General features: G+C 65.0%; 17 protein-coding genes. 10 read left to right on the top strand and 7 right to left on the bottom strand.

The window, feature by feature from the left end; genetic code table 11:
* Positions 1–2: 2 nt before the first annotated feature.
* Both bioB and ACEN2S_RS15210 read right to left on the bottom strand, forming a co-directional pair.
* A complete protein-coding gene (gene bioB / locus ACEN2S_RS15215; protein ID WP_441867322.1) occupies positions 3–1,013 on the bottom strand; it encodes a biotin synthase BioB in 1,011 nt (336 codons plus the stop codon).
* A gap of 416 nt (positions 1,014–1,429) precedes the next feature.
* Entirely contained in the window at positions 1,430–2,116 is a 687-nt protein-coding gene (locus tag ACEN2S_RS15210) for a GntR family transcriptional regulator (RefSeq protein WP_441867319.1), read from the bottom strand.
* A 116-nt stretch (positions 2,117–2,232) separates the two neighbouring features.
* On the opposite strand from ACEN2S_RS15210, the gene ACEN2S_RS15205 reads away from it, so the two are divergent.
* A complete protein-coding gene (locus tag ACEN2S_RS15205; RefSeq protein ID WP_441867316.1) occupies positions 2,233–3,582 on the top strand; it encodes a glutamine synthetase family protein in 1,350 nt (449 codons plus the stop codon).
* Positions 3,582–4,886, top strand: a complete 1,305-nt coding sequence (locus ACEN2S_RS15200; protein WP_441867314.1) for an NAD(P)/FAD-dependent oxidoreductase — start codon at positions 3,582–3,584, stop codon at positions 4,884–4,886. The genes ACEN2S_RS15205 and ACEN2S_RS15200 overlap by 1 nt, the downstream gene beginning before the upstream one ends.
* A gap of 31 nt (positions 4,887–4,917) precedes the next feature.
* Here the strand turns inward: ACEN2S_RS15200 and ACEN2S_RS15195 are convergent, their stop codons facing one another.
* Positions 4,918–5,691, bottom strand: coding sequence for a carbon-nitrogen hydrolase family protein (locus ACEN2S_RS15195; protein WP_441867312.1), 774 nt, complete (start codon positions 5,689–5,691; stop codon positions 4,918–4,920).
* 106 nt (positions 5,692–5,797) lie between these two features.
* Between ACEN2S_RS15195 and ACEN2S_RS15190 the strand changes: the two genes are divergently transcribed.
* The gene (locus ACEN2S_RS15190) at positions 5,798–7,441 is read left to right on the top strand and encodes a flavin monoamine oxidase family protein (RefSeq protein WP_441867309.1); all 1,644 of its coding nucleotides are present in this window, start codon (positions 5,798–5,800) and stop codon (positions 7,439–7,441) included.
* A gap of 39 nt (positions 7,442–7,480) precedes the next feature.
* Here ACEN2S_RS15190 and ACEN2S_RS15185 read toward each other — a convergent pair whose 3' ends face one another.
* Complete coding sequence (locus ACEN2S_RS15185) at positions 7,481–8,419, bottom strand: MYG1 family protein (RefSeq protein ID WP_441867307.1); 939 nt, start codon at positions 8,417–8,419, stop codon at positions 7,481–7,483.
* 381 nt (positions 8,420–8,800) lie between these two features.
* Here ACEN2S_RS15185 and ACEN2S_RS15180 point away from each other — a divergent pair, with 381 nt between their 5' ends.
* Positions 8,801–10,204: an amidase gene (locus ACEN2S_RS15180; protein ID WP_441867305.1), complete on the top strand. Its 1,404-nt coding sequence runs from the start codon at positions 8,801–8,803 to the stop codon at positions 10,202–10,204.
* A gap of 233 nt (positions 10,205–10,437) precedes the next feature.
* Here the strand turns inward: ACEN2S_RS15180 and ACEN2S_RS15175 are convergent, their stop codons facing one another.
* Positions 10,438–11,244, bottom strand: a complete 807-nt coding sequence (locus ACEN2S_RS15175; protein WP_441867302.1) for a transglutaminase-like domain-containing protein — start codon at positions 11,242–11,244, stop codon at positions 10,438–10,440.
* A gap of 651 nt (positions 11,245–11,895) precedes the next feature.
* Here ACEN2S_RS15175 and ACEN2S_RS15170 point away from each other — a divergent pair.
* Positions 11,896–12,540, top strand: coding sequence for a hypothetical protein (locus ACEN2S_RS15170; protein WP_441867300.1), 645 nt, complete (start codon positions 11,896–11,898; stop codon positions 12,538–12,540).
* Between the two features lie 35 nt (positions 12,541–12,575).
* Positions 12,576–13,547, top strand: a complete 972-nt coding sequence (locus ACEN2S_RS15165) for a S8 family serine peptidase (RefSeq protein ID WP_441867297.1) — start codon at positions 12,576–12,578, stop codon at positions 13,545–13,547.
* Between the two features lie 84 nt (positions 13,548–13,631).
* Here the strand turns inward: ACEN2S_RS15165 and ACEN2S_RS15160 are convergent, their stop codons facing one another.
* Positions 13,632–15,263, bottom strand: coding sequence for an MFS transporter (locus tag ACEN2S_RS15160; protein WP_441867294.1), 1,632 nt, complete (start codon positions 15,261–15,263; stop codon positions 13,632–13,634).
* Between the two features lie 373 nt (positions 15,264–15,636).
* Complete coding sequence (locus ACEN2S_RS15155; protein WP_441867292.1) at positions 15,637–16,185, bottom strand: cupin domain-containing protein; 549 nt, start codon at positions 16,183–16,185, stop codon at positions 15,637–15,639.
* A 165-nt stretch (positions 16,186–16,350) separates the two neighbouring features.
* On the opposite strand from ACEN2S_RS15155, the gene ACEN2S_RS15150 reads away from it, so the two are divergent.
* From ACEN2S_RS15150 to ACEN2S_RS15135, 4 genes are all read left to right on the top strand, one after another.
* Positions 16,351–17,727, top strand: a complete 1,377-nt coding sequence (locus ACEN2S_RS15150) for an aminotransferase family protein (RefSeq protein WP_441867289.1) — start codon at positions 16,351–16,353, stop codon at positions 17,725–17,727.
* A 316-nt stretch (positions 17,728–18,043) separates the two neighbouring features.
* The gene (locus ACEN2S_RS15145; protein ID WP_441867287.1) at positions 18,044–19,219 is read left to right on the top strand and encodes a UDP-2,3-diacylglucosamine diphosphatase; all 1,176 of its coding nucleotides are present in this window, start codon (positions 18,044–18,046) and stop codon (positions 19,217–19,219) included.
* Positions 19,220–19,221: 2 nt separating this feature from the next.
* Positions 19,222–20,400 (top strand): glycosyltransferase, encoded by a 1,179-nt coding sequence (locus tag ACEN2S_RS15140; RefSeq protein ID WP_441867284.1) that lies wholly within the window; start codon positions 19,222–19,224, stop codon positions 20,398–20,400.
* Positions 20,393–20,968 (top strand): DedA family protein, encoded by a 576-nt coding sequence (locus ACEN2S_RS15135; protein ID WP_441867281.1) that lies wholly within the window; start codon positions 20,393–20,395, stop codon positions 20,966–20,968. The genes ACEN2S_RS15140 and ACEN2S_RS15135 overlap by 8 nt, the downstream gene beginning before the upstream one ends.
* The last annotated feature ends 5 nt before the right edge of the window (positions 20,969–20,973 follow it).

The following is a 20,973-nucleotide window of genomic DNA, read 5'->3' as shown; positions in this document are numbered from 1 at the left end:
CCTCACACCGCGCAGCCACCGGCGCAGGCGCAGCCATGTTCCGGCTCGGCTGCGTGATCGGGGGCGGGCGCCGCCTCGGCCAGCATTTCTGCCCTGAGACCGAGTTTGGCGAACAGGCGCGCGTCCTTGTCCTCATCGGGATTGCCTGCGGTCAGCAGTTTGTCACCGACAAAGATCGAATTCGCCCCGGCAAAGAAGCACAAAGCCTGCAATTCATCGCTCATTTCCGAACGCCCGGCAGAAAGGCGGACATAAGAGGTGGGCATCAGGATCCGCGCGGTGGCGATGGTGCGCACAAACTCGATCGGGTCGAGCGGCGGCGTGTCGGCCAGCGGCGTGCCCGCCATCGGCATCAGCATGTTGATCGGCACCGATTCCGGCGCGTCCGGCAGCCCGGCCAAAGTGTCGAGCATCGCCATCCGGTCCGCCGCCGTCTCGCCCATGCCGACGATGCCCCCGGCGCAGACATGAATGCCCGCCGCGCGCACCCGCGCCAGCGTCTCCAGCCGGTCCTGAAAGCTGCGGGTGGTGATGACTTCCGCATAATAGCGCTCGGAGGTGTCGATGTTGTGGTTGTAATAATCAAGCCCCGCCGCCTTCAGCCGCAGCGCCTGATCGCTGTCCAGCATCCCCAAGGTCATGCAGGTCTCCAGCCCGAGGTCCTTGACCCCCTGCACCATGGCCAGCACGGCGGGCATGTCGCGCTCTTTCGGCGAGCGCCAGGCGGCCCCCATGCAATAGCGCGTCGCCCCGGCGGCTTTGGCACGGCGCGCCTCGGCCAGCACCCGCTCCACCTCCATCAGCTTCGAGGCGCCAAGATCCGAGCCGTTGCGCGCCGATTGCGAGCAATAGGCACAATCCTCCGGGCAGCCGCCGGTTTTGATCGAGAGAAGCTTCGAGCATTGCACGCTGTTGGGGTCAAAATGCTGGCGGTGCACGCTTTGGGCGCGAAAGAGCAGGTCCATCAGGGGGAGGGAATAGAGGTCGGCAGCGTGAACGGGGCGGGGGGACATCTGCGGCTCCTGGCGGGGGATGATCAACTATTGATAAATATTCAGGACAGCCGGGTTAACCTGATAAACTATCTATAATTATGATGTCATGGACCAAGTACGAACAATGCTCTCCCGCAGGCCGTTAGGCGCCGCGCGGGCGGTCCCGCTCAACGGCAGCCTCAAGGTCTTCTTCGGAAAAAACTATATATAAAAGTCATGACAGGATGTGGCGGCGCCGAATCCCGCGCGTAAATGCCCCCAAGGGGGGCGTGAGGGGCAGGGTGCCCGGCGTTTTGCCCCAAGGATCACGCCGTGGCGCCGGGCTGGCGTGGCGGCGCGTGGCGCCCGAGTGACGTCTCGATCTACCTGGCGTCGTCGCGTAAAACGCTATCACATTATTCTTGGGGTGACCGCCGCCGCTGCCGGTCCGCGTGTCAGTCGGGGATCTGCGCGGCCCGCAGCAGCATCTGGCGGCCCGCGCGGATCGACCCGTCACGGATGTCGCCCTCAAGGGCGGCCAGCAGCGCCGCCAGGTCGCGCGCGCGCATCGCGGCCAGCATTTCCTTGTGCCGGTCGATCACATTGATGCTGTCAATATGCTCGATCACCTGCCGCTGAAAGGGGCCGAGCTGCAGCCAGAGGCTTTCGATCAGGGGCATCACCGGCGCCTGAGGATTGAGGCTGTAGAGCCGCTTGTGAAAGGCCTGATTCAACTGGGTCAGCGCATCCAGATCGCGCGCCTCAATCGCCGCGTCCATCTCGGTGTCGAGCGCGGTCAGCGCGGCAATTTCCATCTCTGACACATAGGGAAAAGCCCGCTCCGCAGCATGGGTTTCCAATGTGATCCGCAACTGCACCAGCTCTTCAAAGCGGGCCAGTGTCATCAGCGGCACCTGCAAGCGCCGGTTCCCCAGAACCTCGATCGCGTTTTCCGAGGAAAGCCGCCGCATCGCCTCGCGGATCGGCGTGGGGCTGAGCGACAGGCGCTGCGCGAGGCCCCGAAAGGTCAACGCCGTGCCTGGCCGCAATGCCCCCAACAGGATCGCATGGCGCAGGCGGGCATAGGCGTAATCCTGCGTCGTCATCCAATCGGCGCGGGCAATCTCGGGGATCTGGCTCATGGGCACCTCGGCTGGGCAGTCGGGGATCGGGTAACCGCTGGTCCGGCTTGACTCAAGCGCTATCTCTATCACATAAATAAAAACGCTATCACATTTTTGATCGGACGGTGACTTCCATGGACAAGGCCAAAGCGACTGAGTGGCTGGTCGAGCGGCCGGAGATTGAAACGATCTTTGCCTGCATCTGCGATTTGAACGGGGTCATGCGCGGCAAAAGGGTGCCGGTGGATCAGATCGACAAGATCGTGGGGGGAGAGTTGCGGATGCCGCTGTCGCTCTTGGGCATGGACATCTGGGGCGAGGATATCGAGGGCAACGATCTGGTCTTTGACACCGGCGATGCCGATGGCCTGTGCGATTTCACCGGCCGCTCGCTGATCCCGGTGGATTGGACGTCGCGCCCCGCGGCCTTTGCGCAGCTCTGGATGCGGCAAGAGGATGGCACGCCGTTTGCGGGCGATCCGCGCCGCGCCTTGGCCGAGGTTGTGGCCCGGTACAAGGCACTGGGGCTGACGCCGGTGGTGGCGACCGAGCTGGAGTTTTACGTCTGCGATCCGAGCGAGGCCGCGCCCCAGCCGCCCCGCTCGCCGGTCACCGGCAAGCGGCTGGATTCCGATGGCGCGCTGTCGCTGGATGATTTGCAGCATTTCGACGCCTATCTGAACGAGGTCTATGATGCCTGCCGCGCGCAGGGGATCCCGGCGGATGCGGCGATCTCGGAGAACGGTGCGGGCCAGTTTGAGATCAACTTTCGCCATGTCGCTGACCCGATGGAGGCGGCGGATGATGCGGTGCTCTTCAAGCGGTTGGTGCGGGGGATCGCCCGCAAACACGGCTTTGCCGCCACCTTCATGGCCAAACCTTACGGCGACCGCGCGGGCAGCGGGATGCATGTGCATTTCTCGCTGGTGGATGCCGAGGGGCGCAATGTCTTTGACAACGGTGGCCCCGAGGGCACCGACCTGTTGCGCAATGCCGTGGCGGGGTTGCTCGGCACCATGCAGGAAAACGCACTGGTCTTTGCGCCGCATGAAAACTCATTCCGCCGCCTGCTGCCGGGGGCGCATGCGCCCTCATCGGTGGCCTGGGGTTATGAGAACCGCACGACGGCGATCCGGATTCCCGGCGGCAGCCCGAAGGCGCGCCGGATCGAACACCGCGTGGCGGGGGCCGATGCCAACCCCTATCTGGTGCTCGCCTCGGTTCTGGGCGGCGCGCTCTTGGGGATTGAGCGCGGCTGGACCCCGGCGGAGCCGATCACCGGCGATGCCTATACGCAGGATCTGGGGCATCTGCCCTATGACTGGGCCAGCGCGATCGAGGCCTTTGCCCGCGGCCCGCTGATCGGCGACATCTATTCCCGGCGGTTGCAGCGGATGTTCGTGCAATGCAAGCAGCAGGAATTGCGCCGCTTCACCCGGCATGTCACTGATTTTGAATACCACAGCTATCTGGAGGCCGTATGATGCCAGCACCGATCTATCCGGGCGACGGGGCCTACCCGCAAAGCTATTACGCCGCGACCGCCCATGCGGCGCCGCACCGTCCACCGCTGCAGGGGCCGGTTGATACCGAGGTTTGCGTGGTGGGTGCGGGCTATTCCGGCCTGTCCACCGCGCTGCATCTGGCGGAAAAGGGCCACCGCGTGGTGCTGATCGAGGGGGCGCAGGTCGGCTGGGGGGCCTCGGGGCGCAATGGCGGGCAGATCGTCAACGGGCTGAACGCCAGCCTTGCCAAGATCGGCGCACGCTACGGCGATGCGACGCAGGCTTTCGTCGCCGGGCTGGTGCTCGAGGGCGGCGATATCATCCGCGAGCGGGTGGCGCGCTATGACATCCAATGCGACATCAAGCCGGGCAATGTCTTTGCCGCGATCACCGCCCCGCATCTGCGCGATCTGGAGGCGATGCAGACCCTCTGGCGCCGCTATGGCATGGAAAACCTTGAGCTTCTGGACCGGCAGGCGATGCGCGGCCATATCGGCAGCGACCGCTATATCGGCGGCATGATCGACCACCGGGGCGGGCATATGCACCCGCTGAACCTCGCGTTGGGGGAGGCGGCGGCGTTTGAGGGGCAGGGGGGTGTGATCCATGAACATTCGCCCGTGCTCTCGGTGGACACCGAGGCCACCCGGCCAGTGGTGCGCACGGCACAGGGCAGTGTTACCTGTGACAAGCTGGTGCTCTGCGGCAATGCCTATCTGGGTGGGGTTTCGCCGCAATTGTCGCGCCGGGTGATGCCGGTTTCCAGCCAGATGATGGCCACCGCCCCCCTGACCGAGGCGCAGGCGCAGGCCGTGCTGCCCTCGGATGCCTGCGTCGAGGATATGCGCTACATTCTGGACTACTTCCGGCTCTCGGCCGACAAACGGCTGATTTTCGGCGGCGGTGTCGGCTATGGCGGCGGCGATCCGCGCGATATCGAGGGGATGTTGCGGCGCAATATGGCCGAGGTTTTCCCCGAACTGGCTCAGATCAAGGTGGACCATGTCTGGAGCGGGCAATTCGCTTTGTCCTTCAGCCGGGTGCCGCAGATGGGGCGGCTGGGGCGCAATGTCTATTTCGCGCAGGGCTACAGCGGCCATGGCATCACCGGCTCGCATATGTTCGGCAGGATATTGGCCGAGGCGGTGCATGGCGATACCGCGCGCTTTGACACTTTCGCGGCGATCCCGTGGTATCCGTTCCCGGGCGGGCGGCTCTGCCGGGTGCCCTATACGATGATCGGCGCCTGGTGGTATGCGCTGCGCGATCGTCTGGGCGTGTGACCGGTCTGCAGGGGTGTGCCCCTGCTCCCCCTCAGCGGGTCGGCAGATATTCTGCCGCCTGCGCCGAATGGGCTGTGTCCGGCCAAGCGCCAAGCGGCGGTAGATCAACGATCATGAGGGCTTCCGCCAGCCCCGCCTGCGCCAAGGGTTCTGCATCCGGACCCACGATCAGCGAGCGGCCGCCAAAGGTCAGCCCCGCCTCGCTGCCGGTGTAATTGGCATAGGCGATGATCAGGCGGCTTTCATGCGCGCGCGCGGGGATCAGGGCGCGCTGCACATGCTCATAGCCCAGCGGATTGGCGGTCGGCACCAGCAAAATCTCTGCCCCACGCGCGGCCAGAGCGGCAACATGGCCGGGAAATTCCACGTCATAGCAGATGAGCAGGCCAAAGCGGCGGCCATCGAGGTCAAAGACCGGTGGCGCTTCGGTGCCCCGCGCGAAACTCTCGCGCTCCATCGCGCCAAAAAGCTGGATCTTGCGGTAGTGCGCCAGAAACCGGCCATCCGGCCCCAAGGCACTGGCGACGTTATAGACTTTGCCGTCGGCCCGTTCCGCCCAGCCAAAGACCAGACCGCAGCCAATGTTCTGCGTCATCGCCTGCAGGCGCTGCAGCCATTCCCCATCGCGCGGCTGCGCCAGGGTGGCATGCAGATCGGGGCGGTTGTACCCCGGCAGGAACAGTTCCGGCACCACCAGCAGACGCGCGCCGGCGGCGGCGGCGGCAGTCAGGGCTTGTTCGATCCGGTCAAAGGCGGCATCAATCCGTCCATCGACCGGGAGTGCTTGCGACAGCGCGAGTTTCACGATTGAGTTCCCCCTGGGCCCGAGGCCCGACCATGCCACGCGGCGGCCTCCGGTCCAACCCGGAAAGCGGCGCTGTGGCGCCTGTGAATTTTGGAGTACGACCCCGATGCAGCTCTCTGCCTTTGGCCCCGATTTTCCCTTTGCTTATGAGGATTGGCTGCGCCATCCGGCGGGTCTGGGCAGGCTGCCCGCCGCGCAACAGGGGGCGGAAGTGGCCATCATCGGCGCCGGGGCGGCGGGGGTGGTTGCCGGGCATGAGCTGATGAAGCTGGGCCTGCGGCCGATCCTCTATGAATCCGGCAAATTCGGCGGCCGTCTGCGCTCGGAGACCTTCGAGGGGACCGAGGATGTGATCGCCGAGCTTGGCGGTATGCGCTTCCCGGTCTCGTCGCGGGGGTTTTACCATTACGTCGATCTGGTGGGCTGTGAGGCGGAGCCCTTTCCCAATCCGCTGACCCCCGCCGCAGGTTCGACCGTCATCGATCTGGAAGGCGAAACGCTCTTTGCCCGCACGCTGGCCGATCTGCCCGACCTGTACCGCGAGGTGGCCGAGGCCTATGCCGCCGCGCTGGAGGAGGGGGCGCAATTCAGCGAGTTGCAGGCGGCGATGAAGGCGCGCGATGCGGCGCGGGTCAAGGAACTCTGGGACCCCCTGTTGGCCGCCTGGGATGAGCGGACGTTTTACGATTTCATCACCGCGTCCGAGGCGTTCCGCGCGCTCAGCTTCCGCCACCGCGAGGTGTTTGGTCAGGTGGGCTTTGGCACCGGCGGCTGGGACAGCGATTTCCCCAATTCGATGCTGGAAATCTTACGGGTCAACCTCTGCGGCCTTGATGATGCACAATGCTATATCAAGGGCGGGGTCGAGAATGTTCTGCACCGGCTCTGGCGGCTGGCCGCGCCCTGCGCGCATTGGCCCGAGGGCACTTCGCTCGCCAAGCTCAATGACGGGGCGACGCGGGGGCGGGCGGTGGCGATTGCGCGCGACGCGGAAACCGGGCTGATCCGGGTGACCGACCGTTGGGGGCGCAGCGATCTTTATCAGGCGGTGCTCGTCACCTGTCAGAGCCATCTCTTGACCACCTCGATCAACACCGACGAGGATCTGTTCGACCAAAAGCTGTGGATGGCGCTGGACCGCACCCGCTATATGCAGGCGGCGAAAACCTTTGTGATGGTGGACCGGCCCTTCTGGAATGACATTGACACCGAGACGGGCCGCCCGCTGATGTCGATGACGCTGACCGACCGGATCACCCGCGGCACCTATTTCTTTGACAATGGCCCCGAGCGTCCGGCGGTGATCTGTCTCTCCTATTCCTGGATGACCGATGCGCTGAAAGTGCTGCCGCATGACGCGGAAAAGCGGGTGGAGCTGGCACTCTCGGCTTTGGCCAAGATCTATCCGACGGTGGATGTGGCAAGCCATATCCGCGGCAATCCGATCTGTGTGAGCTGGGAGACCGATCAGAATTTCCTCGGCGCGTTCAAAGGCGCGCTGCCGGGGCATTACCGCTATAACCACCGGATGTACGGGCATTTCATGCAAAGCGAGATGCCCGCGCGCGAGCGGGGGATTTTCCTCGCGGGGGATGGGATCAGCTGGACCCCGGCCTGGGTCGAGGGGGCGGTGCAGACCGCGCTGAACGCGGTTTGGGGGATCGTGAACCACCTCGGCGGCACCTCGGCCCCGGAAAACCCCGGGCCGGGCGATCTCTACCCCAGCATCGGCCCTGCTGCGCTGGATTGAAGGTTTCGGGCCGGGGGCGCTGCCGCCCGGCCCGACAGGTCACGCGGTGGCGGCGGCTTCTGCCAAAGCCTCGCGCACCGCAATTTCCGCCATGGCCACAATCGCCTCGCGGGTTTTGGCGGCGGCGATGAAGCGGCCGTTGTGGCAAAAACTCGCGCCCTTCACGCCCGAGGCCGCCTCCAGCGCCTCATTGGTCAGCCCGGCCCAGGCGCGGGGCAGATCGGCGCGCAGCTCGAAACCTTCATCTGCGCGGCGGATGCCGCCCAAAGTCCATTCGCTGCCGCGCGGGGTGATCACAAAGAGGAGGTGATCGGCGCCCGCTTTGACCACCGCCGGGCGGAAGGGCATGCCCATCGGCAGGTCGAGCACATGGCCGTCGCCCGCCGCCGCAATCGCCGCCTGCACCATGCCTTCGGCGCGCAGCTTGGCGGCAGAGCGGGCGATCCGCGCCTCGACAAAGGCGCGCGCGATGGTGACGGCGGTGCCAAAGCCACGGTCTTCCGCCTCGGGGTCGGTGTCGTCGAACACCGGTTTCAGGGTTTCCAACAGGCCGGGCAGCGTCATGCCGGACAGGAGCCCCGCCGCCGAAGGGCTGAGCGCGCCATTGTCCACCAGATCGACGGGCAGCACGAAACCGCCGTCAAACGAGCCATGCACCGTCTCGATATGCGCTTCGGGCACGCCAAAGGCCGCCAGATAATCGCGGCCAAAATGCCGCCAGATCAGCCCGAAGGAGCTGAGCGGCTGGCCATCCTCGCGCAGGGGCGCGCCACGCTGATGGTGGTCAAAGATCCGCGTCTCGGCGTCATAAGCGCCGCCCACGTCATAGATGATGCGGTCTTGAGCGGGGGTGATCCATTCCGGCGCGCGGCTGCGGATGATCTGTGCCTGCGGGAAGAGCCGCGTGAGAATGACGGTCGAGAGCACTTCATCCGCATGAAAGCCCCCGGAATGGGTGACGAGATACTCTGGGGTCATGCCGGTTACGCCTTTGACTGCGCGGCGGGCGCCGCGGGGAGGGGAGATGCGGGCAGATAGACGGGGCAGGGTGCAAAGATCAACAGGCGAGTTGAGACCGTTCCCGGCACAACCGCGCCAGTAACACGTGGGATGGCGGCGGTTGCGCCCTGCGCCCGCCGGGCAAAACCCGTGCACAAGCGGCGGGACATGGTCACTTTTGAAACAGGAGGCCATCGGTGCCGCAAAAAGCGTTGGCCACCGCGCGATGATACCGGCACTGTGGAGCCGCAGATCGTCGTGCGGGGCCGCGCTTTTGGCCCTGTGCCGGCTGGCCGCAATCACCCGCCGACCGGCACGCGCGGCACGCATCAGGCCAAGATTGAACCAGGGGATTTGAGCATGAGCGATATTTTGGCCCTCACGGCGCGCGAGACCCTGACCGCCTTTGCGCAAAAGCGGCTGTCTCCGGTGGACTATATGCAGGCCCTGACGGCCCGGATCGACGCGCGCGAGCCTCGGCTTTCGGCGCTTTATGCCTATCGTCCCGAGGAGGCGATGGAGGCCGCGAAGGCATCCGAAGCCCGTTGGATGCGGGACAGGCCCTTGGGGCCGCTGGACGGCATGCCGGTGACGGTCAAGGAGCTGATCGCCACCAAGGGGGATCCTGTGCCGATGGGCACGGCGGCGGTGGCGCTGGTGCCTGCCGCGGCAGATGCGCCGACCGCGGCACGCCTGCGCGAGGATGGCGCGATCATTTTCGCCAAAACAACCTGTCCGGATTACGGGATGCTGAGTTCGGGGCTGTCGAGCTTTCACCCGCTGAGCCGCAACCCGTGGAACCTGAGTCAGAACCCCGGCGGCTCGTCGGCCGGGGCGGCTGCGGCGGCGGCGGGCGGCTATGGTCCGCTGCACATCGGTACGGATATTGGCGGCTCCATCCGGCTTCCGGCGGGCTGGACCGGCCTTTTTGGTCTGAAACCCTCGCAGGGGCGGGTGCCGATTGATCCCTATTACACCGGCCGCGTGGCGGGGCCGATGACGCGCACGGTGGATGATGCGGCGCTGCTGATGGCCTGCATCACCCGGCCCGACGCGCGCGACGCGACCGCATTGGCCTATGAAGCGCTGGATTGGGCGGGAACGGGACCCGGGGGCGCCGAAATGGCCGGGGTGCGGGGCCTGAGGATCGGTCTGATGCTGGATGCAGGTTGCGGCACCGCGGCGGACCCCGAAGTGCTGGCGGCCGTCGCGCAGGCGGCGGCGGTCTTTGCCGAACTGGGCGCGACGATCGTGCCGATCAAACCCGTCCTTACGCGTGAGATGCTCGATGGGCTTGATCTTGCCTGGCGTGCGCGGTTCTGGGGCCTGATGTCCGGCGTGAGCGATGCGCAGCGCGCCCGCATTCTGCCCTATATTCTCGACTGGGCGCGGGCTGGCGCCAAAGCCCGCCCGGAGCAGGTGGCGGCGGGCTTCGATCAGACCTTTGCGATGCGCCGCGCCTGCGCCGCAGCCTTCGAGGGGTTTGATGCGATCCTCTCACCGGTCAATCCGGATGTGAGCTACCCGGCTGACTGGCCTTCGCCAAGCAATGACCCGGCGCGGCCGTTCGAGCATATTTGTTTCACCGTGCCGTGGAACATGGGCGAGCAGCCCGCGGCGTCGCTGAACTGCGGCTTCTCGCGCAGCGGGATGCCGATCGGGCTTCAGATCATCGGTCCCCGGTTTGCCGACCTCCGGGTGATGTCGCTGGCTCGGGCCTATGAACAGTTGCGTGGGCCGGTGGAATGGCCCGATTTACCCTGAGGAACGGCATTTCCCGCGCACAGCGTCCTGCAGCGGCTTGTGCAAGGTATGCCAATAATGATGATTATGTAAAGCAATCGGTTGTAGATTGATGATGACGACATGTCTGTGACCGACGTGACACTTTGACGATGGAATGCCGGACGGCGGAAGGCCGAGGCCACAGCCTGAGACCGCGTCGCGGTGACACGTCCCCGCCTCCGAAGGGCCAGGATCGTGTCACCGCGCAAGGCTCATGCGATTTCGTCGGTCCACACTTCAAACTCGGTCAGGGTGTTGGCACCAAAGGACATCATCAGCGGCACATCAGCCGCATCGCGTCCCCGGGCCACCAGAATCCTGCCGATCCGCGGCACATTGTTGCGCGGGTCAAATGTCCACCAGGCGCCGTCAAGGTAGACCTCCATCCAGGCGGCGAAATCACCGGCGGCCCAGGGTTTCGGCGTCCCGATATCGCCGAGATAGCCGGTGCAGTAGCGCGCGGGAATGTTCATGCAGCGGCAGAAAGTGATGGCGAGATGCGTGTAATCCCGGCAGACGCCTTTTGCCTCGGCATAGGCCTGCGAAGCATTGCGGGTGGCGCGCGCGTGCTCATAGCCGAATTTGATGTGATTGTGCACGAAGTCGCAGATCGCCTGCACCCGCGCGCCGCCCGGTGCCGTGTCCTGAAACAGGCGCCAGGCCTCGTTGGAGAGCATGTCGGTGTCGCAATAGCGGCTGCCCAGCAGAAACGGGATCGCCTCATCCGGCAGTGCCTCAACGGCGGTTTCGCCCCCCGTCGGCGGCACCGGATCCGTCAGCCCGGAATCCGCGATGATCGCGTCGCTGCTCAGGATGAATTCACCCGCCGGCGCCACCATCCGGGTGCACCAATTGCCGAAACTGTCGCGGTAGCCGCGCATCGGCACCCGGGGGTTCGTGGCCAGATGATCGGGATGCTCCAGATCGCCTGCGCGGGAATAATGCACATTCAGCACCGCGATCAGTGGGGTCGGCTGTGGCAGTTGGAGCCGAAAACGGCAACCCAATTTAATCCGCATCGTATCTCCTTTTCTGGGTGAACTGGTAAGTGGCAACGACCGGGCCGGTGTTCTTGTTCCGCCTGCGGGCAGATCGCCGTGCGGGCGCGGCCGGTGCGCGGCCCGAAACAGCGCAGATGGGGCGAAGATCAGCGCGCATCCGGGGCCTCGTCGCTTTCACGCAAACGCCCTGCCGGGCGGGCAAATCGGGTGGCCGCGTCCCTGAATGTCCGGGCCAGTCGCCGACCGCCGAAAACCCATCGGCATCGCGCGGCCCGGTCTCGGGTTTAGGTGCGGATCGGTCGGTTGGCGTGCCGTCATCGGGTCCCCTTGGATCCCGCAGAGGGTAAATCCGCTGCTTCTTCTGATATGACGGCGATGGACCGCGAAGGCGAGGGTTTTTTCTGCGACGCCGCAACCCGGTTCGCGGATGCAGGACCACGTTCCTGAAACGCCGCGCAATTGGGCAGATCGCCGCCCGGTTGGGCAGACCTGAGGCGCAGTGCTGCCCGGCAAAGGTGCGGCATGCCCCCCGAACGCCGCGGGAAAGCGGCTGCAATCAACCAAGCCTTCACCGGTTACCCCCTATGTTCACCGCAGGTCGGCTCTGAACAGGATCAAAGGTGTGGGGGTGTGGGATCGCAATCTGGCAATCGGAGGCGGCGGGGCGCGATGAGCCTCGGTGCGTCCCCCTGCCGGGCCCCGCAGCTGCCAAAGCGGCGCACCCGCGGCAAGACCCTGTGGACTGAGGCGCTGCGGGCCGGTCTTGTCACGCTGGGTTTCCTCGGGCTTTGGCCCGCCGCGCCACAGGCCGGTGAATTCTGGGCACAGTCGCATTGGATCAACCTGTCGAAAGAATCGGCCCAACTTTCAACGCTGCGCCAGATGTCCCGCGGTGGATATGAGCTGTCGGACGGCAATTATTTCAACTTCCACGATCTTTATCAGCCCGAATGGCGCAACCTGCGGCTGGATTTTATGACAGAGGTAAACAACGAATTAGCCATAACCTGGGGGCTGTCCACGGGCAGCTGGGGTCGGCGGTTCGCCATCGACCCATCTTTTAAGATAGGCTTTATATATCAGGTAAATACGTCAAGATCCTCGACGATCACCTGGAGCGGATCAGCGATTCTGGGCGGGCGTTTGCGTGAAAAGGCCTGCGTCGCGGATTATGGCACCATCGGCGGCATTGTCGCCGTTAACTGTCGGTTAGCCGCGTCATTTCTTGCCCCGCAAGATACGCTCCGGTATTTGATAGACAAGCGTCCGAACGATTACCTGTCGTCGAGCATAAAATACGTGCTGCGCTTCTAAAAACGATCCGTACATGTTTGCAGGGAGGGTGAACCATGACCCGCACCACTTTGAGCGTTGCTGCCCTATTGACCTGTCTGCTCACTGCAGCTTCGGCGCAGGCAGTGCAAACCACCGCCGAAGCGGCGGGGGCGGTGGATCTTGAAAGCAGCCTGAGCACAAGCATTCAGCGCGTCGCCGCGGCGCAACCTGTGCGCAACTGGATGCACGAAGACATCGCGGGGGCATGGGCGGCGGGCTTCACAGGCAAAGGCGCCACCATCACGGTTGTCGATGACTTCAAGAGCTCTTCGCGCTTTTACGGCAATCTGGGCCTCGGCCTCAAAAACCTGCGCCATGGTCAGTGGACATCGTTGGAGGCGCATATGGTTGCGCCAAAGGCAACGATGACCGCACGGGATTTCCACACCGGAACCACGGTCAAACTCGCCAAAAAGCGTCTGAACATCCTGAATCTGAGCTATGGCATGTATGGCACCACCGGCTATACGGCGGACCAGATCGCCTGGAGTGCGCAGGAAGTCTCGATCATCAATTACGCCCGAAACGGGCAGGCCGTGATCGCCAAAGCCGCCGGGAACGACAGTGTTGCCGTCGATCAGGGCACCCGGCGCGGGACGCAGGATTACCTTGATCTGGCGCTGGTCGGCACCCAATCGGCTATTTTCGTCGGCGCGCTGAGTGACAATGGCTCGGTCACGGCCCCAGCCAGCATGGCCAGTTATTCAAACTTTGCCGGCAGCAATCCGACGGTGCAAAGCCAGTTTCTGGTGGTGGGCGTCGACAGCAGCGATACCGGCATGTACGGCACCTCCTTTGCGGCGCCGATCGTCAGTGGCTATGCGGCCATTTTGGCCAGCAAATTCAATGGTGCGACGCCGACGCAGATTACCAATCAATTGCTGAACACCGCCAGAGAAGACACGCTCAGCAATTATGACCCTGCGATCTATGGGCAAGGCGAGGCCAGCCTGTCGCGCGCCTTGGCGCCCCTGCACATCAACTGAGCTTCCAAAAGGCGCGGAAAACGACAAAAAGCGGGGCGCAGGCGGCGCCTCGCTTTTTGCACAAGCCGCAACCGCCGCAGCCGCTCAAGGCGAAAAGCCATCCGCTCCCAGCACGTTCTGCGCCGCAGACCAACCGGTCTGCCGCACCAACAGATGCCGCATCTTGGGAAGGCCGTCGCCCTGATGCAGTGCGCGCAGCCGGTCGGTGATCGCGGCATCGGCCAGGGTGCGGCGTTCGTGGTGGCGCTGCGTCTCGACCCAGGTCGCGGTCTTGTAGCGCTCAATCCACAGCTGCGGGTTCTCGATGTCCCGGGCGAGCAGCCATTGCCGCGCCCCGTCCCGCATCCGCCCGCGCCGCCGCTCGGCCATCACCGAGAGGAACTCGGTCACATCCTCTTCGCGGATGACATATTCCTGCGTGGTCAGGATCGGACCGCTGCGCGGCAAGATGTCCAGTGCCATCTTGGGGACGTTCCAGCGGCTGTGCTGATCGAGACCGGAACTGTCCAGCTCGCGCAGCGCAAAGATCAGCCCCAGCGCCGCGCCCGCAACCAGCGCCGCGGCCGAGATGAACAGCGATTCCGCATTCCCGTGGCTGGCCGCAAGGCTGCCCCAGACCCAGCTGCCAAGCGCATTGCCGCCAAAGGAGGCGGTCTGGTAGAGCGCCTGACTGCGGCTGCCCACCCAGCGCGGCGAGGAAAGCTGCACGGTGGTGTTGAAGGTTGAAAGCGTCAGCAGCCAGCTGGCCCCTGCCGCGGCGCAAGCCGCCAGCGTCAGATAGACATTGCCGCTGAGCCCGATCACCACCGTCGCAGCGGCAAAGGACAAAAAGCCCACCCGCGCCAGCCCTTCGAGCGACAGCGCGGCCCGCAACCGCCCACCCAGCATGGCCCCGAGAATGGCTCCGACACCAAAGGACCCGAGCAAAAGCCCATAGATCTCGGCCCCGCCCTGCACCAGATCGCGCGCGATCAGCGGCATCAGCGCCATCACCGAAATCGCCGCAAAGTTGAAGGCGGCCGCGCGCAGCATCACCGCCAGCAGATGCGGTGACATCGCGACATAGCGGATGCCTGCCAGCATGGCAGCGCCCACCGGCTCGGGCGGCAGATTGCGCGGCGGGCTTTCAAACCGCCAGCGCGCCATCACCACAATCATCCCGACATTGCTCAGCGCGTTGATGACAAAGGCCGCGAACGCACCAACGGCCGCCACAATCGCACCGCCGAGGGCCGGGCCTACGCTGCGGGCAATGTTGAACCCGACCGAGTTGAGAGAGATGGCCGCGGGCATTTCGGCGGGCACCACCAATTCGCGGACCATGGTTTGCCAGGCGGGGTTGTTCAGCGCCTTGCCACTGCCAATCAGGAAGGTGAAGGCCAAAAGCGTCCAGGGCGTCACCATGTCGAGATAGGCAAAAACCGCGAGGGTGGTCGAGACGATGAGCAAAAAGCTCTGCGACCACAGCACCATCGTCCGCCGCCCGAAACTGTCGGCCATCGCCCCCGCCAACAGTGAGAACAGCATGATCGGCACCGCCAGCGAGGTTTGCACCAACCCCACCATCTCGGGAGAGCCGCCGATCGAGGTCATCAGCCAGGACGCGCCCACCAGCTGGATCAGCCAGCCGAAATTCGCCATCAATCCGGTGAAGAAATAGCTCAGATAGAGCCGGTTCCGCAGCGGCGCGAGCGCGGAGGAGGTGGGAGGCTGCATCGCGGTTACTCCTGTTCCTGGCGCCAGACTGCGGCCTTTGCCCTGCGCTGCCGACGGCGTGCCGCGGGCTCCGTGGCAGATGTGCAGGAACCGTCGGTCTGCCCCCTGCCCGCAGGATGCTGTCTGAGGCAATCCCCCCGAGGCATAGCGCGGGTGCTGCCGAAAGGGGAGAGGCTTTTGTCATTTCCCTGCCGCAACCCGCAGCTATGGGAGGGCGGCGTGCCCGGAAGAACGGGCGCCATCCCTCACTTCGGGCCTGCGGCCCCCCCCCCCCCGCGCCCCTCCCCCAGTCCGGCGTCAGGTGATGCCGCTCCGCGCAGGTGCAAGCCCGGATCAACGCCGCGGCAACGCCCCTTTTGCGCCCCCGGCGGGCTCAGAAACTCGGCGGTGTGCAGGCGCTGACCACATGGCAGGGCTCGGCGCCCACCGCGCGGAAACGATGCGGCAGATGGCTCTCAAACAGATAGGCATCGCCGGGACCAAGGATCTTGCGCACCTCCTCGACCGTCACTTCCAGCCGTCCCGAGAGGATGATCCCCGCCTCCTCGCCCTGATGGGTCAGCGGCACCTTGCCGGTATCGGCGCCGGGCTGATAGACCTCGCGCATCATCTGCAGCCGCCGCCCGGCCCGCGCCTCGCCCACCTGCCGGTAAGAGATCAGGCCGCGGCCAATCTCGGTCAGCTCTTCGGCGGCGAAAAAGAACCGGCGCGGGGTTTCCGGCTCATAGGCAAAGAATTCCGCCAGCCCGATCGGCAGCCCGTCCAGAATGCGTTTCAGCGCGCCCACCGAAGGGTTGATGCTGTTCGACTCGATCAGCGAAATGGTGGAATTGGGCACCCCCACCCGCTTGGCCAGTTCGCGTTGCGACAGATTTTGCGCCAGCCGCAGGGCCCGCAAGCGCCCGCCAATGTCCACTTCCATCGCCCCTCCGTTCAGGTTGTTCACGATCCGCTAAATTCAACGATCACGCACAATATAAAACAACAGGTTGCGAGGATAAAGAAACAGAATTGTTTTCCGGCGAAAAGCGTGGCGCAGTGCGGTATATTGCGCCCGTCGCGCCGCGTTTCACAACAGGATCCCCCCATGAACGCCTCTTCTCCCAACGATCTTCGCCATGTCATCGAGGCCGACCGCGCCCATGTCTGGCACCACCTGATGCAGCACAAGGGTCTTGAGACGACCGATCCGCGGATCATCGTCGAGGGCAAGGGGATGCGCGTTTGGGACGCGACGGGGCGCGAGCATCTGGATGCCGTCTCGGGCGGGGTCTGGACGGTCAACGTGGGCTATGGCCGCGAAAGCATTGCCAATGCCGTGCGCGACCAGCTGATCAAGATGAACTATTTCGCCCAAAGCGCGGGCTCGATCCCCGGCTCGCTTTTCGCATTGAAATTGCTGGAGAAAATGCCGGGTCTCAGCCGGGTCTATTATGCCAACTCGGGCTCTGAGGCGAATGAGAAAGTCTTCAAGATGGTGCGGCAGATTTCGGCGCGCCACCACGGCGGGCTGAAAAACAAGATCCTCTATCGGCAGCGCGATTATCACGGCACCACCCTCGGCGTGCTGGCCGCCTGCGGTCAGCCGCAGCGCGCCGAGCAATATGGCCCCTTCCCCACCGGCTTTGTCGAAGTGCCGCATTGCCTTGAATACCGCGCGCAATGGGATGTCGAGGATTATGGCCGCCGCGCTGCCGATGCCATCGAAGAGGTGATCCTGCGCGAAGGCCCCGATACTGTTGGCCTCCTCTGCCTTGAGCCGGTGACGGCGGGCGGCGGCGTCATCACCCCGCCGAAGGGCTATTGGGAGCGGGTGCAGGAGATCTGCACGAAATACAACGTGCTTTTGCACATTGACGAGGTGGTCTGTGGCCTGGGCCGCACCGGCACCTGGTTCGGCTATCAGAACTACGGCGTGAAACCCGATTTCGTGACCATGGCCAAGGGTGTCGCCTCGGGCTATGCCGCGATTTCCTGCACCGTGACCACCGAAGCGGTGTTTGAGATGTTCAAAGACAATCCCAGCGATCCGATGAGCTATTTCCGCGACATTTCGACCTTTGGCGGCTGTGCCTCGGGCCCGGCGGCGGCGCTGGAAAACATGCGGATCATCGAGGACGAGGGTCTGCTCGACAATACGCTGGCGATGGGTGCGCGGCTGACAGCGAACCTGATGGCGCTCAAGGACAAACATGCGCATATCGGCGATGTGCGCGGCATCGGCCTCTTTCAGGGGGCCGAACTGGTGGTGGACCGCGCCACGAAAGAGCCGGTCGACGAGAAGGTCGCGCAGGCGGTGGCGATGGAGGCGGGCAAGCGCGGCGTGATCATCGGCGTCACCAACCGCTCGCTGCCGGGGTTCAACAACACGCTTTGCCTGTCGCCCGCGCTGATCGCCACGGCGGATGACATCGACCAGATCACCGATGCGATTGACGGTGCATTGACCACCGTTTTCGGCTGACACGCTGTCAGATCGCCAATGGCGCGGCCCGGATCATTCCGGGCCGTTTGCCGTTCCGGGGGGAAACACCGGCAGTGCGGCCGCCGCCCGCGAAAACGCCGCCATGCGTCGCGCGGCCAAAGCCAGTGCGCAGGCCGCACCGGCCCGCACCGCCGGGGGCGAATGTCGGCAGCCGATCCCGCGAACGGGGACGAAAGGCGTCACATTTACAAATATGTAAAGCCTGAGTAGGCCATATGTCACATGCCGCCCCTACTTCTGGGCTGACCACAGCTCAGGTGGTGCAACACCGGGTTCCATTCAGGTGAGGGCGGCGATGCAACAGATGTCGGGCGAAACAGCGGTGAGCGCGAAGCCAATCCCGCGCCCCTCCCTGACCACGGCCGACCGGCAGGTCGCAGCGCCGGGGGGGATGACGCGCCTGCCCGCCATCACGCCGGACACCGGCATCGTCAGCGCCCCACAGGCCAGCCCGCGTGCCGCAGCACCGCGAAGACCGGGCGCGGCAGGCCGGATCTGGACGCAATGCGCCACATGGTTGCCCGAGATGCCGCCCCTGCCCGCCCGGGTGCTGGCACGGGCCAAGCAAAACGGGCGGCGGCTTTTGCCCGCGCAACGCCGCGCCGCGGCAGCGCCACCCTCCGGCAGCGCCGTGTCGCAGCCCGGCGGCGGGCACGGCCCCGCGCCCCAGCGCCACCGGGCACTTTTCCTGTCGGATCTGCATCTTGGCGCCCGCGGCTGTCAGGCGGCGGAAATACTGGCCTTTCTGGATCAGCACAGCGCCGAGGTGACCTATCTGGTAGGCGATATTTTCGACACCTGGCGTCCCTTGGGTGCGGGCTGGGCCCCCGCGCATGACGCGGTCTTGCAACGTCTGATGGCCCGCGTCCGCGACGGTGACCGTCTGGTCTACATTCCCGGCAATCACGATGCTTTTTTCCGGCGGCATCCGGGGCGGCATTTTGTCGGTGTCGACGTGGCCGATTATGCCTATCACACGGGCGCCGATGGCCGCTGCTATCTGGTGACGCATGGGGACAGCTGCGATCCGGTGGAAAAGCACCTTCCGGTGTTGTCCCATCTGGGCAGCCACGCAGAGAACCTCTTGCGGGGAGTTGAAGATCTGGTGAACCACCTGCTCGCCCGCCACAGCGCGGTGCCGCGGCGCTGGCGCGGCATCGACCGCGGGCTGCGGCTGATCAATACGGCCCTGCGCGGCGCCAATGGCTTTCAGGCGCGTCTGGTCGCCGAAGCGCGCCATCATGCGATGGATGGCATCATTTGCGGGCATTTCCATCAAGCGGCCCTGCATGACGACCACGGGCTGATCTATGCCAATTGCGGTGACTGGGTCGAAAATTGCACGGCGATCGCAGAAGATTTCACCGGAAGGCTCATGCTGTTGCAGACTGAAAACGGCGTGACCGCCCCCGCCGCTGCCGCCCGACCGATCCCGGCCGAGGTGCCGCAATCGCTGCAACTGGTCCTGTGATCATGTTTGTCCCCGCCGCGGTGATCCTGCTGATGTCGGTTCTGGCCCTGCATCTGGGCGGCATCGCGCTCGTCTGGTGGCGGTTGCGCCCCCTGCCGCCTGCTCCCCCCACCCCGCGCCCCGCCATCACCGGCATCACGCTGCTGCGCCCCGTTTGCGGGCTGGAAAACAACCTCGCCGAAACGCTTGGTTCCGGCCTCGCCCTGACCGGCCTGCCCCATGAGGTGATTTTCTGTGTCGCGGATGCCGATGATCCGGTGGTGCCGCTGGTGCGGCATCTGATCGCCGCGCATCCGCAGGTGTCGGCGCGGCTCCTGATTGGCGAGGACCGCATCAGCGCCAATCCCAAGCTGAACAACCTTGCCAAGGGGTGGAGCGCGGCCCGATATGACCATATCGCCATGGTCGACAGCAACCTCCTGTTGCCGAACGATTTTTTGCTGCAACTACGGGATGCGATGGGGCCGGGCATCGGTCTGGTCACCTCGCCGCCCGCCGGGCTTCGGCCGCAGGGATTCTGGGGGGCCCTGGAATGCGGCTTTCTCAACAGCTATCAGGCGCGCTGGCAATTGGCGGCGGATCAGCTGGGGCTGGGCTTTGCGCAGGGCAAAGTGCTCTTTTGGCCGCGCGCCTTGCTGGAAGCAGCGGGGGGATTGGCCGCCATGGGGCGCGATATGGCCGAAGATGTTGCGGCCACGAAAATCACCCGCGCGGCGGGGCTGCGTGTCAAACTGGTCACCCATCCTTTCGCGCAACCGATCGGATCGCGCGGATCGCGCGCCGTTTGGCAGCGGCAGCTTCGCTGGGCGAAAGTGCGGCGGATGGGTTTTCCGGCACTTTTCGCGCTGGAGCCCCTGACCGGAGCGCTGGTGCCCCTGAGCATCGGCGTCGGGCTCTGCGCGGCGGCCGGGCTGCCCGTGGCGGCTCTCGGCGGGTTGGCGGCGCTGTGGTATGGGGCAGAATGGCTTTTGGCGCGGCGGGCGGGTTGGCCTGCCGGGCCCCGTGATCTGGCGGCATGGGTATTGCGGGATGCGCTGATCCCGGCGCTCTGGATCGGCGCGCTGGTCAGCCGCAGCTTTGAGTGGCACGGTACGGTGATGCATGCCGCAGATGTGCCCGGCATGGCCCGCCGCACAGACCTTACCCAGACCTCCGCCCTGCAAGGCATGACCGATGTTTGACCCCGCCACATTGCAAGATCTGGTGCAGAGCTACGGGCTCTGGCTGTTGGTTCCGCTGTCGATCCTGGAGGGGCCGATTGTCACCGTGCTGGCCGCCTGGTTCGCGCATGCGAATGGTGGCAGCCTGACGCTGGTCTACACGATCTGCGTGATCGGGGATCTGGCGGGCGACACGCTGATCTATGGTCTGGGGCGTGGCGGACCCGGGATGTTGCCGGATCGCTGGCAAAGGCTGCTGCGGATTGACGTGGCGCGGCGCGACAGGCTGACCGACCATTTCGCGGTGAAGGGCGGACGGACATTGCTGATTGGCAAGCTGACCCATTCGGCGGGTTTTGCGGTGCTGCTGGCGGCGGGGGCGGCGCGGATGCCTCTGGGGAAGTTCTGGCTGTATAACCTGTTGGGAAGCCTTCCCAAAACTCTCTGCTTTGTGCTGGTGGGCGTGCTTCTCGGCAATGCGTTGCCGCAGGTTGACCGCTATATCGCGCATGGCTCGCTGATCTTGCTGGGGCTGATGGCCTTGGCTGCGCTTGTCTGGTGGTGCCTGCCGCGCCGCTGCTCCTCCTGAGGAAG

Origin of the sequence: Phaeovulum sp. W22_SRMD_FR3, from assembly GCF_052113705.1 — a bacterium.
Taxonomy (GTDB): Bacteria; Pseudomonadota; Alphaproteobacteria; order Rhodobacterales; family Rhodobacteraceae; genus JBGQOG01.
Note: the sequence above shows the minus strand (reverse complement) of the source record. Positions and strands in the feature narration are given on the sequence as shown.

Bases quoted from the DNA above. Each gene is read 5' to 3' on its own strand.
- bioB (WP_441867322.1), bottom strand. From the start codon at position 1,013: ATGTCCCCCCGCCCCGTTCACGCTGCCGACCTCTATTCCCTCCCCCTG.
- ACEN2S_RS15210 (WP_441867319.1), bottom strand. From the start codon at position 2,116: ATGAGCCAGATCCCCGAGATTGCCCGCGCCGATTGGATGACGACGCAG.
- ACEN2S_RS15205 (WP_441867316.1), top strand. From the start codon at position 2,233: ATGGACAAGGCCAAAGCGACTGAGTGGCTGGTCGAGCGGCCGGAGATT.
- ACEN2S_RS15200 (WP_441867314.1), top strand. From the start codon at position 3,582: ATGCCAGCACCGATCTATCCGGGCGACGGGGCCTACCCGCAAAGCTAT.
- ACEN2S_RS15190 (WP_441867309.1), top strand. From the start codon at position 5,798: ATGCAGCTCTCTGCCTTTGGCCCCGATTTTCCCTTTGCTTATGAGGAT.
- ACEN2S_RS15185 (WP_441867307.1), bottom strand. From the start codon at position 8,419: ATGACCCCAGAGTATCTCGTCACCCATTCCGGGGGCTTTCATGCGGAT.
- ACEN2S_RS15180 (WP_441867305.1), top strand. From the start codon at position 8,801: ATGAGCGATATTTTGGCCCTCACGGCGCGCGAGACCCTGACCGCCTTT.
- ACEN2S_RS15175 (WP_441867302.1), bottom strand. From the start codon at position 11,244: ATGCGGATTAAATTGGGTTGCCGTTTTCGGCTCCAACTGCCACAGCCG.
- ACEN2S_RS15170 (WP_441867300.1), top strand. From the start codon at position 11,896: ATGAGCCTCGGTGCGTCCCCCTGCCGGGCCCCGCAGCTGCCAAAGCGG.
- ACEN2S_RS15165 (WP_441867297.1), top strand. From the start codon at position 12,576: ATGACCCGCACCACTTTGAGCGTTGCTGCCCTATTGACCTGTCTGCTC.
- ACEN2S_RS15160 (WP_441867294.1), bottom strand. From the start codon at position 15,263: ATGCAGCCTCCCACCTCCTCCGCGCTCGCGCCGCTGCGGAACCGGCTC.
- ACEN2S_RS15155 (WP_441867292.1), bottom strand. From the start codon at position 16,185: ATGGAAGTGGACATTGGCGGGCGCTTGCGGGCCCTGCGGCTGGCGCAA.
- ACEN2S_RS15150 (WP_441867289.1), top strand. From the start codon at position 16,351: ATGAACGCCTCTTCTCCCAACGATCTTCGCCATGTCATCGAGGCCGAC.
- ACEN2S_RS15145 (WP_441867287.1), top strand. From the start codon at position 18,044: ATGCAACAGATGTCGGGCGAAACAGCGGTGAGCGCGAAGCCAATCCCG.
- ACEN2S_RS15140 (WP_441867284.1), top strand. From the start codon at position 19,222: ATGTTTGTCCCCGCCGCGGTGATCCTGCTGATGTCGGTTCTGGCCCTG.
- ACEN2S_RS15135 (WP_441867281.1), top strand. From the start codon at position 20,393: ATGTTTGACCCCGCCACATTGCAAGATCTGGTGCAGAGCTACGGGCTC.